Here is a 16,096-nt window from a genome sequence, read left to right on the forward strand (position 1 = left end):
GGCCTTTAAAAAAGACTATATTTGTAGCCTTTAATTGAGAAGGAAATTTAAGCCTGAAACAGACACATGAAGAACATTCGGAATTTTTGCATCATTGCCCATATTGACCACGGAAAAAGCACCCTGGCCGACAGGTTACTGGACGCCACAGGATCTGTGACCGATCGTGAGAAGCAGGAACAGCTGCTGGACAGTATGGATTTGGAGCGGGAAAGAGGTATCACCATCAAGAGCCATGCAATCCAGATGGATTACACCTACAAGGGGGAGCAATATATTCTGAACCTTATTGACACGCCGGGACACGTGGATTTTTCTTATGAGGTGTCCCGATCCATTGCTGCATGTGAAGGAGCTTTGCTCGTTGTTGATGCGGCACAGAGCATACAGGCGCAGACTATTTCCAATTTATACCTTGCACTGGAGAATGATCTTGAGATCATTCCCGTTTTGAACAAGGTGGATCTGCCAAGTGCAAATCCCGAAGAAGTAACAGATGACATCGTAGATCTTTTAGGTTGCGACGCTTCAGACGTTATTCCGGCGAGTGCCAAGACAGGTTTGGGAATCGAGGAAATCCTCGCTGCCATTATTGAAGGAATTCCGCCGCCAACAGGGAAAGTTGACGCACCTTTAAGAGCTTTGATCTTCGATTCTGTTTACAACCCTTTCCGCGGAGTGGAAACTTATTTTAGAGTGATCAATGGTTCTATTAAAAAGGGCCAGAACATCAAGTTCGTTGCTACAGATAAAAATTACTTTGCCGATGAAGTTGGCACCTTAAGGCTGAAACAATTCCCGAGGCAGGAAATTAAGACCGGAGATGTGGGTTACCTCATCACAGGAATTAAAGAAGCCAAGGAAGTAAAAGTGGGAGATACTATCACCGATGCCAAAAACCCTACAACTGAAGCAGTACCGGGATTTGAGGACGTAAAACCAATGGTTTTCGCCGGAATTTATCCCGTAGATACCGAAGATTATGAGGACCTCCGTGCTTCGATGGAAAAGTTGCAGCTTAACGATGCTTCGCTGGTCTTCGTTCCTGAAAGTTCTGCAGCTCTGGGCTTTGGCTTTCGTTGTGGCTTCCTGGGAATGCTACACTTAGAGATCATCCAGGAACGTTTGGAAAGAGAATTCGATATGACCGTAATTACTACGGTTCCTAACGTATCCTACCACGCCTATACGCATAAAAATAAAGACCAGGTGATCCTGGTAAATAACCCTTCAGACCTGCCGGAGCCATCCAGCCTCGACAGAGTTGAAGAACCCTATATTAAAGCAACGATCATCACGAAAGCGGACTTTGTAGGTCCGGTGATGTCTCTTTGTATCGAAAAACGCGGACAGATCACGAACCAAACCTACCTAACTACAGATCGTGTGGAATTGTCTTTTGACATGCCGCTTGCAGAGATCGTTTTTGACTTCTACGATAGGCTGAAGACCGTTTCTAAAGGATATGCATCCTTTGACTACTCACCTATTGGAATGCGTGCATCCAAGCTTGTAAAAGTAGACGTGCTGCTTAACGGAAACGTGGTGGACGCCCTTTCTGCGCTGTTGCACGTGGACAATGCCTATGATATAGGAAAGAAGATGTGTGAAAAGCTAAGGCAACTCATCCCGAGACAACAATTCGACATTCCTATCCAGGCTGCCATTGGAGCGAAAATCATTGCCCGTGAAACCGTAAAAGCTCTGCGTAAAGATGTAACAGCAAAATGTTACGGGGGAGATATTTCACGTAAGAGAAAGCTTCTTGAAAAGCAGAAAAAAGGTAAGAAGAGAATGCGCCAGGTTGGAAACGTAGAGATCCCCCAGGAAGCATTTATGGCCGTTTTAAAGCTGAACGATTAAAGTAAATTCAAGATTTTTATAGATAAAAAAACCGGGAACTAAAATTCCCGGTTTTTTTTATTTCTCTTCTGGATTTTGTTCTACCGTTTCTTTATAATTCTCCTCCTTTTCTTCCTCTTCCTTCTGAATCTTTTTACCAAGATAGACCAGTTGATAACCGCTGTTAATCTCTACCTCGGCACTGTGAGAAGGTATAATTTTAAGTTCTCCGGTATCTTTTTTTACGAAAAGGGGAATAATATCAGGATCGGTCTTGGAAATTTCCAGTAAGCCTTCATAATGCGCCCTGCTGTTAAGCTCCACCTCATGAATTGTAGGGAAACTTCTTGCGACCTCGGTAAGCTTAATATAGTCATCTGTGTGAGAGAATAGACCTTCGGAAGGATTGGTTTCTGGGTCATTCATTTCATCGGAAGAAATGAGCCTAAATGAACCTTTCTCTCCATACTGGCTGGTGAATTTTCTAATGGCGGTTTTATTAATGTCGCTGTTCCCGGTCATGGCCATTAAGTAACCCACATCATTTAATTCAATATTGTTGAAGAGATCATCTTCATACACACTGCCCGCAATAGCATCAAGGCCAAGGTCTTTTGCTTTCATCACATTGTCTCCATTATTATCCATGAGCACCACATGCCGTTTATTGTCCTGCAGGTACTTTCCTATAAGTCGGGAGACCGAAGATGCTCCAATAATGAGAATTCCTTCAGCATCTTTTACAAATACCCCAACGACTTTGGCGAAGACCCTGGCAGTAGTAGCATTTAACAGAACAGTAAGTAATACCATCATAAACACTAATGGTGTGATATATTCTGCCCCTGGCACCCCTTCCCGTGCGAGCTTAAGCCCAAAAAGCGAAGCAATACCGGCGGCCACAATCCCGCGGGGACCAACCCAGCTTATAAACGCGATCTCACTGGCTTTGAGATTGGAACCAAGGGAGCTCAGAATTACCCCAATTGGCCTTACAACAAGTATTATTACTCCAAAAAGCATAGCCGCTTTCCAGTTGAAAATTAACTGAAGTTCTGCTATTTCTATGTTGGCTGCCAGCAGAATGAAGAGGATCGATATAAGCAGAACACTCAGGGACTCCTTGAAGTAGAGTAATTCTTTAATGTTGGGAAGGTCTTTGTTACCCATTACCATTCCCATTACTACAACTGCCAAAAGTCCGCTTTCATGAGCAAACATGTCTGCCAATACGAAAACTCCCAGGACGGTTGCAAGGGTAAAAACATTCAGTAAGTAGTGGGGGATAATATTCCGTTTAATTAATAAAGCAAGGATGTGTGCGAAAGTGAAACCAAAGGTAAAACCAAAAAGGATGATCTTCCCAAATTCAGTCAATGCCGTCATGGTAAAATCCTGCCCACCTTCCACACGAATGAACTCATACATCAATACTGCAATAAGAGCACCAATAGGATCTATTAAAATCCCTTCCCATTTAAGAATGGAAGAGACGTGGGTCTTCAGCGGAATATTCCGAAGAATAGGTGCAATAACGGTGGGACCTGTGACTATGATAAGGGAGGAAAAAAGAAAGGATATCTGCCAGGAAAATCCATAAATAAAGTGTGCTGCCAGACCTGCGCCAAAAAAGGTGACCACCACCCCTACACTAATCAATTTGACAATTACGGGACCAATATTTCCTACCTCACCCCTTCTTAAGGTTAATCCTCCCTCGAAAAGTATGACTGCAATAGCCAGGGAAACGAAATAAAATAAACTTTCCCCGGGAAAAACCCCTTCCTCTCCATTCCAGATGGGTTCCAGCCATTTGGTTCCGTCTTCGGAAAGTAAAGTGGATATTGGGCCAACAAAAAGCCCGATAAGTATAAGCGGGAGAATTGCGGGAGTTTTTGTTTTCCACGCAACCCACTGCGCCAGTATTCCCAGGATAACTAAGCCTGCCAGTTCTAACATATGATCTATTTAACCAAATAAAATTGGCCATAAAGTTAACTGTTTATGTTTTAACAGCAGAACTTCTAAGCATCCTCCCCCTGATTTCTTCAGAAAATTTAGGGATAAACGATGATGCGGCTTTTATCAAAGAAATATTTTTCGAGTTTTGCAGGAATTCCCGCGAGTACATTCTGAAAGGATTTAGTGCCCTTTCTAGCTGTAATAAGTATTACAATGTCCTCCTCCTGCATATCCCTGCCAAGGATGAGGAAATCATTCCAGTCTCTAAACATCTTATAAGTCACCGGCGAATCGCTCTTCATCTTTTTAAACTCTTCAGAAAGTGCCTTTTTTGAAGCCTCATTACAATTGATCACCACGGGAACACTAAGTTCTTTGGAAAGCACTTCAATTTTTTGGACCCACAAAGAAAAGCCTGCTTCCTCTTCGGCAAGTGCGGGAACAGCCAGAAACAGTCGTTTATGAGTAGCCAGCGGCCTGTTAAAGTAGGTAATGAAAGAAGTCTTACTGTTGGCCTCAATAATTCGTTCCATCTTTTTTCCAATAAGCTTATCCATGAGCCCTTTGTCTGAAGGCCATCCAAAAATGACAAGATCGGCAACTATTTCCCTGGCTTTACGGGCAATTCCCTGCGCAACATTATGATCAATGGTAGCCTGGATAGTTACTTCGGCCTCGGCAGCTGATGCCTGTGAAACGAAATCTTCAAGTTTTCCAGTGGCACGGGCAATATTGGCTTCAGCTTCAGCATTATTGGGAACTACAGAAAGTATGGAAATAGGATTGGGAGAGGTCTTATCCTTGATAAGAATAGCAAATTCCAGCAACTTGTCAAAATTCAGAATATTGGCAATAGGTAGCAGGATGGTCTCATTTTTAAAAGTATCGGTTTTTTTGATTTCGCTGGTAAGATCCTTTTCAACTTCAGCCTTTAATTTAGTGGCCGCACGTTGCGTTGCCAAAGTAGCTACAATAGAGGTTACAAGGATAAGAATAATGGTACCATTAAGGATATTTTCATCAATGATCCCCGCATTAAAACCTACAATAATTACTGCCAGAGTAGCTGCCGCATGACCACTACTAAGTCCAAAGATCACCTTTCTCTGCGCCGCAGAATACTTAAAGGATATCTGGGTGAAAAAAGAGGCCAGCCACTTTCCTAAAATAGCCACGAAGCTTAGCGTTCCAGCTACGATCAAGGCTGTGGGTCCACTAAAGATCACACTTATGTCTACCAGCATTCCCACACTAATAAGGAAAAACGGAATGAACAGGGCATTGCCAATAAACTCGATCCTGTTCATCAAAGCTGAAGAATGCGGAATAAGCCGATTCAGGGCAAGACCTGCAAGGAAAGCTCCGATGATTGGCTCCACCCCGGCAAGTTCTGCAAGGAATGCAGCTATAAAAACCACTGTTAGCACAAAGATATAATGGGAGTGCTTTTCATTTTCCATACTGGTGAAAAACCATTTTGCAATACGTGGTACCAGGAAGAACAAAATAGCCGAAAAGATGGCGAGGGAGATTCCCAGTCTCTGCCAAAAAGCGGCATTTAATGTTCCTTCATGATTCCCCATGATTACTGCCAGTACAATAAGCACGGCAGTATCTGTAAGGATTGTTCCTCCAACAGTTATGGCTACAGCTTCATTTTTTGAAACCTTTAGCTTGCTCACGATAGGATATGTAAGCAGAGTATGGGTAGCAAACATACTTGCAGTCAAAAAACTTGCATTAAAATCATAATTAAGCAAATAGTAACACACGGGAAATCCTATTCCCAGGGGAATGATAAAGGTGAAAAAACCAAAGAGAAAACTCTTATTGCGGTTAGCCTTAAACTGGTTCATGTCCAGTTCCAGACCTGCTATAAACATGATGTACAATAGGCCTATGGTGGAAAAGAGATCAATGGCCGAATTCTGTTCCAGGAGTCCCACGCCATAAGGACCAATCACAATTCCCGAAACAATGAGAATAATAATCCCGGGGATATTTAACCGCCTTAAAACAATGGGCGAGATAAGAATGATAAGCAGAATAAGAGAGAATACCAGAACCGGATTCGATAATGGCAGTTCAAATTCATGCTTCAACAACTCGAGGAACTCATTCATATATTTATTATTATAGGCTTAAAAATAGCAGATATCATTACTATAAAAATGTAAATGTTTGTAAAAATGCTATTTTTAAGTGATTTTTGAGAAAATCAGAACTATTTTCTTTTTCATGCCTCCGCTTTCGTGTTTGTTTTCGGAGATTAAAAATTTATGAACCTGCTCTTAAAACCTGATTATGGAAGAATTCAACATTTTAAATTTGCTAATAATTCTGATAGGAGCCTGGGTGGGCGGCGCTGCTGCAAAAAGAATGGGTTATCCTGCCATTTTAGGAGAGTTGGTAATTGGAATTATTCTTGGCCCGGCCGTCCTGGGGATGCTGGAAACTTCAGAAATGATAAGTGTTCTTGCAGAAGTGGGGATCATCCTCCTCATGGTGTACATTGGAATGGAGATCAACTTCAGGGATTTAGGTAAGGCTTCCTGGCCGGGTTTGCTGGCTGCTATTGGTGGTTTTATTGTGCCTTTTGCCCTGGGTTACTACACAATCATTTACTTCGGCGGAACACAAATGGCCGCTATCTTTGTCGCTATTGCCGTTGGAGTGACCTCTCTGGCCACAAAGAGCCGAATCCTCGTAGACCTTAAGCTGCTCAACACACGAATTGCTTATGTACTCATGGCGGGAGCGCTTATAAGTGACACCCTTGCGCTTATAATCTTCGCCGGGATGATGAGCTTTGTTGATGCCGGGAATATTGATACTTTAGGAATCACATGGGTGGCAGGAAAAGCTGTTCTCTTTTTCATTCTTACTGCTCTCGCAGGTATCTATTTGCTACCCTTACTTGGCCGATTCCTGGCCAAAACAAATATTAAAGATCGTACCCTGCACTTTACCCTCATCCTGATTATTGTTTTTGGTTTTGCCGAACTGGCAGAATTAGCAGGGTTACATAGCATACTTGGAGCTTTTATGGCGGGTCTTTTCATAAGGGATGGAGTTTTTAACAGGCAAATTTCTAAAGAGATCAATGATATTTTTCATGACGTTTCCATAGGATTTCTCGCTCCGATTTTCTTCGTGTCTGCTGGTTTCAATGTGACCCTGGATATCTTCCAGACAGATCTTTGGATGCTTATTGCCGTCACCCTGGTTGCCATGATAGGTAAGATTGGTGGGACCGCTTTGTTTTATCTTCCCAGTGGCTTTGGCTGGCGTGAAGGGATAACTGTAGGAACCGGAATGAATGGGAGAGGTGCTGTAGAGATCATTATTGCGGGAATAGGACTGGAAATGGGAATCATTTCTGCCGAAATTTTTTCTATCCTGGTGTTCATGGCCATTTTTACTACGCTCACGGTCCCATTATTCCTTACCTGGACCACAAGATGGCTTAAAAACAGGGGAGAGCTTATTCACCAGGAATCCAGAAAAGGTTTTCTCATTTTAGGTGCCAATCCCCTGGGAATACACATAGCTAAACATTTGCAGGAAGAAAATGATGTAACCCTGGTGGACTCCAATCGGGAAATGGTTGAACTGGCCAAAGAAGAAGGGTTGGATGCTGTTTTTGGCAATATTTTAAAGGAAGAAACCATGGAGCAGGCAAAAGCTATAGATAAAGGTACTTTTATTGCAATCACAGCAAATAGTGAGATCAATCTACTGGCAGCTCAACTGGCAAATGATTCTTTTTATATCCCAAAGAAGATCGTTCTTGTAGATCCAAAGGAATCTGGTGCGGGAGTAGACCTGCTGGACAGGATCGATGCCTCTTCCATGTTTGCAACTAAAACACTGCTGGAACCCTGGACTTACAAGTTAACTACAGGCAATGCTAAGGAGCAGGAAATTTTAATAGAGGAAGAGATGTCAACCCGGCAATGGGTAAAGGAGCAAAAGAAAAAGCAAAAAGATTTCCTTCCCTTTTTAATTGTTAATCCTGAAGGACATAAAAGGCCATTTCACTTTCACGATACTATTAGCCCCGGTGAAAAAATAATATATTTACAGTGAATTTATTCAGGAATTAAAAAAACACCTAAAATTCATGAAAATATATACTATCGAGGCCGGTAATTTTAAACTGGATGGAGGTGCTATGTTTGGCGTGGTTCCAAAGTCTATCTGGAACAAAACAAACCCGGCCGATTCGAATAATATGATCGATATTGCCGCCACCTGCCTGCTTATCGAAGATGGAGACCGGCTAATACTCATAGATACAGGAATGGGAGATAAGCAAAGTGAAAAGTTCTTTGGTTATTATTACCTCTGGGGAGATGACAATCTGGACAAATCTTTAAAGAAACACGGCTTTTCAAGAGATGATATCACCGATGTGTTCATGACGCACCTGCATTTTGACCATTGCGGCGGAAGCGTACAGTGGAATAAAGATCGCACCGGTTATGAACCTGCATTTAAAAATGCAACCTTTTGGAGCAATGAAGAGCACTGGAATTGGGCAACAAATCCCAATGCCAGAGAAAAAGCATCTTTTCTGAAGGAAAACATTCTTCCCATGCAGGAAAGCGGGCAGCTTAAATTCATCAAAAGACATGGTGGAGCCTATCAGGATTCCTCCGAACTTGATTTTGGAATTCTTTTTGTAGATGGTCATACAGATAAGCAAATGATCCCTCACATAAAATATAAAGGGAAAACCCTTGTTTTTATGGCCGATCTTTTGCCCACCGCGGGACATATTCCTTTGCCTTTTGTAATGGGATATGATACCAGGCCTTTACTTACATTACCCGAAAAGCAGACATTCCTGGAAAAGGCTGCCAAAGAAGATTTTTATCTTTTCCTGGAACACGATGCACATAACAAAGTAATACAGGTAAAGGAAACAGAAAAAGGAGTGAGATTAAACGAAGTTTATAAATTTAATGAAATTTTTTAATAAAAAAATTATGAAGATCCCTATTTACAAGCCCATGTTGGTAGCCGGAATGGCTGCTGTATTGGCATCCTGCGGAAGTTCGGCTCCCGCGATTGTCTCTACACCAATTGAAAATATTGATGAGGCACCCCTAAAAGTAAGTGAACTTACCGAAGTACAGCTTAAAGGCTGGGGAGGCGCCGACCTTGTTTCAGATACAATTCCTGGAATGAGTGTTCAAAAAGCTTACAACCAGATCATCAAGAATAATAAAGGAAAAAAAGTTATCGTAGCCGTTATCGACAGCGGTGTTGACATTGAGCACGAAGATCTTGATGGCGTGATATGGACCAACAGGGATGAAAAGCCCAACAATAACCGTGATGATGACAATAATGGTTATGTTGATGACATGCACGGCTGGAATTTCTTAGGAGATGCAGTTGAAGAAAATCTTGAATACACCAGGATCTACAAAAAACTAAAACCAAAATACAGCAGCATACCTGCCGGTGCGGTAAAACCCGAAAACCGTGAAGAATTTGAACTCTATCAACGTGCAAAGGCGGAGTATGACAAAGAGTATAACGAGGTTCTGGGTATGAAAAATCAATATGAAGGTATTGTACAGCAGTTAAACGTTGCACATAATGCGGTTTCCACAGAACTTGGGAAGGAAGATTATACCCTTGAGGAATTAAAGGATATGTCTGCAAGCACAGAGGAAATGCAACAGTACAAAGGTTTCCTTAGCCAGGTGATGACCAATGTTGAAGGCACTATTCCAGAGGCTATGGTAAAGTTGCAGGAAGCAATAGAATATTTTGACGGTCGTCTTTCCTCACATTTCAATCTTGACCTTGATGGCAGGGCAGTAGTGGGCGATGATGTGGATGACATAACAGATACCGACTATGGAAATGCGAATGTTATGGGTCCAACTCCAGATAAGGAAGACATCAAACATGGTACCCATGTTGCAGGTATTATTGCTGCAGAAAGAGGAAACAATACCGGTATTGACGGAGTTGCCAACAATGTTGAGATCATGGTACTTAGAGCAGTGCCCGATGGTGATGAGTACGACAAGGATATCGCACTTGCCATTCGTTATGCAGTAGATAATGGAGCAAGCATTATTAATACCAGTTTTGGTAAATATTTCTCCACTCATCCTGAATGGGTAAGAGATGCGATTAAATATGCAGATAAAAATGACGTTTTGATCGTTAACGCAGCTGGTAACGAAGGTCTTAATCTGGATACCACTGCCGTTTATCCAAATGATCAGGATCCTGAGAACACAGGTGAGATCTCAGACAACTTCCTAACGGTAGGAGCTCTTAATTACCAATATGGTTCCGGGTTGGTAGCAGGTTTCTCCAACTATGGAAAAACAAATGTTGATGTGTTTGCACCTGGAACCAAGATCTGGTCTACTACTCCAAACAACGAATACGAATACCTGCAAGGTACATCTATGGCAGCACCGGCTGTTGCAGGAGTTGCAGCTATGATACGTTCGTACTTCCCTAATCTTTCAGATGACCAGGTAAAACAGGTGATCATGAATAGTGGACTTACCAGCAGTGCAACTGTTATTATTGGAGGGGATCCTTCAAATACAAGAAAATTCAGTGAATTATCAACTTCAGGAAAAATGGTAAACCTATACAACGCTATGATCCTGGCCGATAAAATGTCTAAATAAAAAAATATGAAGAAAGGAATAATAGCACTGGCATTTTTTACATGCCTGGCAGTAACTGCCCAGAACAATACCTCGTATTGGCAACAGGAAGCCAATTACAAAATGAATGTTGACATGAATGTTGAAAATTTCCAGTACACTGGAGACCAGGAACTGGAATATACCAACAATTCCCCCGACACTTTAAAAAGGGTTTTTTATCATCTTTTTTATAACGCTTTTCAACCGGGAAGTGAAATGGATGTTAGATCCCGCACAATTGCCGATGCAGATCCAAGAGTAGGGGATAGAATTTCTAAACTTACCCCTGCACAACAGGGTTACCTGCGGGTAAACACCCTAACAAAAAATGGGAAATCTCTTGAATTTGAAGAAGTGGGAACTGTCCTTGAAGTAGAGCTGGATGAACCAATCCTGCCGGGAGAAACTGTTAATTTCTCTATGAAGTTTGCCGGACAGGTACCGGAACAAATTCGTCGTGCAGGAAGGAACAGCAGTGAAGGTGTAGCCCTGTCAATGACACAATGGTTTCCAAAGATGGCCGAATATGATTTTGAAGGATGGCATGCAGATCCTTACATAGGCCGGGAATGGCACGGCGTATGGGGTGATTATGATGTAAAACTTACCATAGATAAAGATTACATTTTAGGAGCATCAGGATTACTTCAAAATGCCAATGACATTGGGTATGGTTATGAAGACGAAGGCGTTAAAGTAAACAGAAAGAAAGGGAAAAAGCTCACCTGGCATTTTATTGCTGAAGACGTGCACGACTTCGCCTGGGCGGCAGATCCCGAATACATTCACGACAAAAGAACTGCGCCTGACGGGACAGTGCTTCACTTTCTTTACAAGAACAATCCGGAAATAAAAGAAAACTGGAAAAACCTTCAGCCTAAGACCGAAGATTTACTCCTGTACTTCAATGAACATATTGGGCCTTATCCATGGCCACAATATTCTGTGATCCAGGGCGGTGATGGAGGTATGGAATACGCTATGCTCACCCTAATTACCGGCGAGAGAAACTTTGGAAGCCTTGTAGGAGTAACTGCACATGAATTGGCTCACGCCTGGTTCCAGCACTTAATGGCTACAAATGAGAGCAAGCACGAGTGGATGGATGAAGGTTTTACCAGCTACATTTCAGATCTTGCCATGAATGAAGTAATGGATCTGGGTCAGGAAAACCCATTTACAGGTTCTTACAGAAGCTATGACAGGCTCGCAAAGTCTGGTGTTGAACAGCCTCAGTCCACCCATGCCGACAGGTATACATATAATGCAGCCTATGGTGCTTCTGCCTATTCTAAAGGCTCTGTATTCCTTTCTCAACTGGGATACATCATTGGGGAAGAAAACCTTCAGGAAACGCTTAAGAGATACTATGACGAGTGGAAGTTCAAGCATCCTACTCCAAATGATTTCATTCGAGTAGCCGAAAAAGTATCGGGAGCAGAACTTGACTGGTATTTGACCGATTGGACTCAAACCACAAATACCATAGATTACGGAATCCAGACTGTGGAAGAGACAGGAAATGAAACTCGTGTGATCCTTGAAAGAAATGGTGTTATGCCAATGCCGATAGAACTGAAGGTCACTTATAAGGATGGAACTTCAGAAGAAGTTTATATTCCGTTACAGATGATGCGTTGGGAAAAACCAGGTTTTGAAGAGGACCAAATTAAAGAAGATTGGGCATGGGCTTACCCTACCTATTCTTTTACTCTTAACAAACCCAAATCCCAGGTTTCTTCTATCGAGATCGATCCAGGTAAAATGATGGCCGATATAAATATGGATAACAATGTTTATCCTAAGGAATCACAGGAATAAATATTAAAAAATGACATTTGTGAGCCCCTTCTTTTGGAGGGGCTTTTTTATTTGCTTCAGAATTGATCCACTTGCACTAAATAATTACCAATCCTTATTTATAAATGATAATTTTACCGCATGGATGAAAGCTTCGGAAAGAAAGAAAAGCTCAAGAGCAAGATCATTATCGACAGCCTATTTGCTGAAGGTAATTCTGTGAAGAAATATCCTTTAAGGCTCGTTTACCTTCCGCTGGAAAATTCTTCAGATAATGTGAATAAAGTAGCGGTTTCAGTTCCTAAGAGAAGCTTTAAGCGCGCTGTGGACAGGATCAAATTAAAACGGCTCATGCGGGAGGCTTATAGAAAAAATAAGTATCTTGTTACCAATAATTTAGACAAAAATTATGCGTTGATGTTCATCTATACCGGAAGGGATATCTGGAATTATGCCGAACTTTTCCGCAGCAGCGAAGAACTTCTAAAAAGATTTGTGGAGCAAGAAAAAATGAAGGACCATGAAAAAAACATTCTCTAAAATAGCAATTTTGGCAGCTATTCCCGTGCTGTTCTTTACCACGGTTAGTTATAAGGCAGATTTCTTTGAGATCGCCAAGCAGCTGGAGATCTTCACCACACTTTTCAAGGAACTCAACATGAATTACGTTGATGAAACCAATCCTGCAGGGCTTATGGACACAGCCATTAATGCCATGCTCGAAGATCTCGATCCATACACGCATTACTGGAATGAACAGGAGGTGCAGGCAGCAAGGATAGATAATGCAGGGGAGTACACAGGCATAGGTGCAACCGTTGGAATAATGGCCGATAAAATTGTCATTATAGAACCCTACAAAGATTATCCCGCAGATAAAGCCGGTTTAAAAGCCGGAGATGAAATTATAAAGATCGGGAACATTGCTGTGGCCGATTTTACCGAAGGTGCCGGTGAATTGCTGAAAGGTGCTCCAAATACCAATGTAGAACTTGTTTTTAAGCGGCGTGGTGAGACAAAGACCACAACACTTACCCGTGGGGCCGTGGAGATCAAGGCAGTACCTTATTCCAGGCTGCTTGAAGACAAAACAGGATATATTGTGCTATCCCAGTTTAACCGAAATGCATCGGCCGAAACTGTAAAAGCCTTAAAGGAACTAAAAGAACAAGGCGCTGAAAAGATCATTCTAGACCTTCGCGGAAATCCGGGAGGATTACTTTCTGAAGCTATTAATGTCACTAACATTTTTGTGTCTGAAGGAGAATTGATCACCAGCACAAAATCGGCAGTTGAAAAGTATAATCAGAAGTTTTTAACAACGAGAAAGCCTATAGACACAGAGATCCCATTGACGGTGTTAATAAATGGCCGGAGTGCATCGGCCAGTGAAATTGTTGCAGGATCCCTTCAGGATCTCGACAGGGCAGTGGTCATTGGCGCCCGCAGCTTTGGAAAAGGTCTTGTACAAAGACCTAAAGACCTTACTTACGGCACTCAGCTGAAGGTTACAATTTCCAGGTATTACACTCCCAGTGGACGCTGCATACAGGCACTGGATTACCGCCACCGGGACGAAGAAGGTAACGCTGTGAGGTTTAGCTCAAAGGACTACAATGAATTTAAAACCCGTAACGGCCGAAAGGTTTACGACGGGGGCGGCATCTCTCCCGATGTGAAACTGGAAACTTCAGAATTTAGTGATATCACAAATGCACTGCTTCAGGAAAATGCCATTTTTGACTACGCTACAAATTACTATTACACACATGAATTAGGTTCCCCGGAAGAATTTAGTTTCACAGAAAAAGATTATTCAGATTTTAAGAATTTCCTTGAAACCAGCGGCTTCGATTATAAAACAGCGACAGAAAAAGAACTGGAAGATGTAGTTGCAGCTGCTCAAAAAGAAGGTTATCAACAGGATCTTTCTAAGGATCTCAACGATATACAACAAGTGATTTCAAGTTCCAAAGACAAAGCTCTTACCTCTAAAAAAGCAGAAATTATGAGCCTCCTGTCTGAGGAGATCATTAAGAGATATTTCTACAAGGAAGGACTCTATGATTATTACGTAAAGAATAATCCCGAAATAATTGAGGCCAGGCAGATCTTGAATGATCAGGCGCGTTACCGCAATATCCTGAAAGGCTAATCTTTTACCATACCAATGTGTGGTATGCCATCTTCAAGGTATCCTTCTCCAACTTGTTTAAAGCCATGGCTTTCATAAAATTTCGTGAGATAGGTTTGTGCAGATAATTTGATCTTTTTGGTATCAAATTTCTCTTCTACAGCTTGTATGGACGCTTTTAATATTTCATGTCCGTAACTTTTCTTCCTGTGTCCTTCCTTAACCACAACCCGACCAATAGCTGCCTGACTAAAGTAGATTCCCGGTGGAAAAATACGCGTATAAGCCACTAATTCCTCACCTTCAAAACCGAGTATGTGCAGCGCTTTTTCGTCTTTACCATCTATGTCCTGGTAAACACAATCCTGTTCTACCACAAAGACTTCAGCCCTAAGCTGCAAAACTTTGTATAATTCATGAAGACTTAACTCTTCAAAAGTGAGAATTTTTATCTCCATTTATTTACAGGAAATTTTTTCCACACGGCGATTGTGACGACCACCGGCAAATTCGGTATCAAGAAAAACCTCTACCATTTCTACAGCCTGTTCCTTAGAAGTAAAGCGGGCAGGAATACTTAATATATTAGCATCATTGTGCTCTCTTGCCAGCGAAGCAATCTCTTTGTTCCAGCAAAGTGCAGAACGTATAGCCTGATGCTTATTTGCAGTCATGTTAGCGCCATTACCGCTACCGCAAATAATTATTCCAAGATCGGCTTTTTTGTCTTCCACATCCTGTGCAACGGGATGAACAAAATCTGGATAATCCACACTGTCTTCACTGTCGGTTCCATGATTGACAACTTCGATATTCCTGGATTTCAGATAATCAATAACCGCAAATTTGTATGAGGTTCCTGCGTGATCATTTCCAATAGATATTTTCATGAGATAGGGTTTAATGGGCTACAAAGGTAGAAATTTAGGTTATCAACTTCTATTTTGGCGTTTGTTAATTAAATGTTACAATACCTTTAAAATAAAGGCTTTATAAAAGTTCATAATTTGTTAATAATTGAAAGTGAAAAAAGCAAAAGGAAATTTGGTAATGTGCCGGGAAAACCGAATATGAAAGAATCTGCGACAATAAGAAATTTTAAACCCACAATTTTCCGGTAAGTTTTCAGCACCAATTTTTCAGTTCTACACATTAAATAATCATTAAGTTATTAAAACCCGCTATTCACATTTCATTATGAACAGTTGTTAAGAAAAACTAAACTTACAATAGAAATCAGGAGCTTAGGATCATCTGCTGCTGTTCATAAGTTGTTACCTCAATACTTCTATCCAGTTTTCCAAAAAAGTTTCAGAAAAGTTATTGTACATATCAACAGACTATAATACACCAACATTTTAATTTTTTAAAAAAGAAAGAAAAAGGAATATATAATATAACTGTTGACAACTAAACGATCTTTAAGGGAGCTGGGTTGTCATTAAAACTGTCGAGGATTTCCTGTGCCTTACTTAGATCCAGGTGGTGGACTTTTAGATGTATCCCGCCCAGGGCATTCGAATAAAAGGGAAAGACCCCTACCATTGTTTCATTCTGAAAAAAACACTGAATTCCTTCCCGTTCCAGGATGAGCTTTAAGACCTGGTATTCATGAGGATAAGTAAAAACGGCAAGGGTTATAAATTTTTCCATAGCAAAAGAATTG

12 protein-coding genes are annotated in these 16,096 nt (G+C 41.5%); 7 read left to right on the plus strand and 5 right to left on the minus strand.

Annotation, left to right across the window (positions count from 1 at the left end):
* The first annotated feature begins 66 nt into the window (after nucleotides 1-66).
* The gene (lepA, locus tag LA313_RS06350) at nucleotides 67-1,863 is read left to right on the plus strand and encodes a translation elongation factor 4 (RefSeq protein WP_228913839.1); all 1,797 of its coding nucleotides are present in this window, start codon (nucleotides 67-69) and stop codon (nucleotides 1,861-1,863) included.
* A gap of 57 nt (nucleotides 1,864-1,920) precedes the next feature.
* On the opposite strand, the gene LA313_RS06355 is transcribed toward lepA, so the two are convergent.
* Both LA313_RS06355 and LA313_RS06360 read right to left on the minus strand, forming a co-directional pair.
* Nucleotides 1,921-3,801, minus strand: coding sequence for a cation:proton antiporter (locus LA313_RS06355; RefSeq protein WP_228913840.1), 1,881 nt, complete (start codon nucleotides 3,799-3,801; stop codon nucleotides 1,921-1,923).
* 98 nt (nucleotides 3,802-3,899) lie between these two features.
* A complete protein-coding gene (locus LA313_RS06360; protein WP_228913841.1) occupies nucleotides 3,900-5,927 on the minus strand; it encodes a cation:proton antiporter in 2,028 nt (675 codons plus the stop codon).
* A gap of 181 nt (nucleotides 5,928-6,108) precedes the next feature.
* Here LA313_RS06360 and LA313_RS06365 point away from each other — a divergent pair, with 181 nt between their 5' ends.
* From LA313_RS06365 to LA313_RS06390, 6 genes are all read left to right on the plus strand, one after another.
* The gene (locus tag LA313_RS06365) at nucleotides 6,109-7,893 is read left to right on the plus strand and encodes a monovalent cation:proton antiporter family protein (protein WP_228913842.1); all 1,785 of its coding nucleotides are present in this window, start codon (nucleotides 6,109-6,111) and stop codon (nucleotides 7,891-7,893) included.
* 34 nt (nucleotides 7,894-7,927) lie between these two features.
* The gene (locus tag LA313_RS06370) at nucleotides 7,928-8,785 is read left to right on the plus strand and encodes an MBL fold metallo-hydrolase (RefSeq protein ID WP_228913843.1); all 858 of its coding nucleotides are present in this window, start codon (nucleotides 7,928-7,930) and stop codon (nucleotides 8,783-8,785) included.
* 10 nt (nucleotides 8,786-8,795) lie between these two features.
* Entirely contained in the window at nucleotides 8,796-10,475 is a 1,680-nt protein-coding gene (locus LA313_RS06375; protein ID WP_228913844.1) for a S8 family serine peptidase, read from the plus strand.
* Between the two features lie 6 nt (nucleotides 10,476-10,481).
* Nucleotides 10,482-12,317, plus strand: coding sequence for a M1 family metallopeptidase (locus LA313_RS06380; protein WP_228913845.1), 1,836 nt, complete (start codon nucleotides 10,482-10,484; stop codon nucleotides 12,315-12,317).
* 120 nt (nucleotides 12,318-12,437) lie between these two features.
* Entirely contained in the window at nucleotides 12,438-12,836 is a 399-nt protein-coding gene (locus LA313_RS06385) for a ribonuclease P protein component (RefSeq protein ID WP_228913846.1), read from the plus strand.
* Nucleotides 12,817-14,451, plus strand: a complete 1,635-nt coding sequence (locus LA313_RS06390) for a S41 family peptidase (protein ID WP_228913847.1) — start codon at nucleotides 12,817-12,819, stop codon at nucleotides 14,449-14,451. The genes LA313_RS06385 and LA313_RS06390 overlap by 20 nt, the downstream gene beginning before the upstream one ends.
* On the opposite strand, the gene LA313_RS06395 is transcribed toward LA313_RS06390, so the two are convergent.
* From LA313_RS06395 to LA313_RS06405, 3 genes are all read right to left on the minus strand, one after another.
* Nucleotides 14,448-14,888 carry a GNAT family N-acetyltransferase gene (locus LA313_RS06395; protein WP_228913848.1) on the minus strand — a complete coding sequence of 147 codons (441 nt, stop codon included), beginning with the start codon at nucleotides 14,886-14,888 and terminating at the stop codon, nucleotides 14,448-14,450. The genes LA313_RS06390 and LA313_RS06395 overlap by 4 nt on opposite strands.
* Entirely contained in the window at nucleotides 14,889-15,320 is a 432-nt protein-coding gene (gene rpiB, locus LA313_RS06400; RefSeq protein ID WP_228913849.1) for a ribose 5-phosphate isomerase B, read from the minus strand. It lies immediately after the preceding gene.
* A gap of 520 nt (nucleotides 15,321-15,840) precedes the next feature.
* Nucleotides 15,841-16,083: a putative signal transducing protein gene (locus LA313_RS06405; RefSeq protein ID WP_228913850.1), complete on the minus strand. Its 243-nt coding sequence runs from the start codon at nucleotides 16,081-16,083 to the stop codon at nucleotides 15,841-15,843.
* Between the last annotated feature and the right edge of the window lie 13 nt (nucleotides 16,084-16,096).

This window comes from Salinimicrobium sediminilitoris, assembly GCF_020866905.1.
Taxonomy (GTDB): domain Bacteria; phylum Bacteroidota; class Bacteroidia; order Flavobacteriales; family Flavobacteriaceae; genus Salinimicrobium; species Salinimicrobium sediminilitoris.

Bases quoted from the DNA above. Each gene is read 5' to 3' on its own strand.
- LA313_RS06355 (WP_228913840.1), bottom strand. From the start codon at position 3,801: ATGTTAGAACTGGCAGGCTTAGTTATCCTGGGAATACTGGCGCAGTGG.
- lepA (WP_228913839.1), top strand. From the start codon at position 67: ATGAAGAACATTCGGAATTTTTGCATCATTGCCCATATTGACCACGGA.
- LA313_RS06405 (WP_228913850.1), bottom strand. From the start codon at position 16,083: ATGGAAAAATTTATAACCCTTGCCGTTTTTACTTATCCTCATGAATAC.
- LA313_RS06380 (WP_228913845.1), top strand. From the start codon at position 10,482: ATGAAGAAAGGAATAATAGCACTGGCATTTTTTACATGCCTGGCAGTA.
- LA313_RS06360 (WP_228913841.1), bottom strand. From the start codon at position 5,927: ATGAATGAGTTCCTCGAGTTGTTGAAGCATGAATTTGAACTGCCATTA.
- LA313_RS06395 (WP_228913848.1), bottom strand. From the start codon at position 14,888: ATGGAGATAAAAATTCTCACTTTTGAAGAGTTAAGTCTTCATGAATTA.
- LA313_RS06370 (WP_228913843.1), top strand. From the start codon at position 7,928: ATGAAAATATATACTATCGAGGCCGGTAATTTTAAACTGGATGGAGGT.
- LA313_RS06365 (WP_228913842.1), top strand. From the start codon at position 6,109: ATGGAAGAATTCAACATTTTAAATTTGCTAATAATTCTGATAGGAGCC.
- LA313_RS06375 (WP_228913844.1), top strand. From the start codon at position 8,796: ATGAAGATCCCTATTTACAAGCCCATGTTGGTAGCCGGAATGGCTGCT.
- rpiB (WP_228913849.1), bottom strand. From the start codon at position 15,320: ATGAAAATATCTATTGGAAATGATCACGCAGGAACCTCATACAAATTT.
- LA313_RS06385 (WP_228913846.1), top strand. From the start codon at position 12,438: ATGGATGAAAGCTTCGGAAAGAAAGAAAAGCTCAAGAGCAAGATCATT.
- LA313_RS06390 (WP_228913847.1), top strand. From the start codon at position 12,817: ATGAAAAAAACATTCTCTAAAATAGCAATTTTGGCAGCTATTCCCGTG.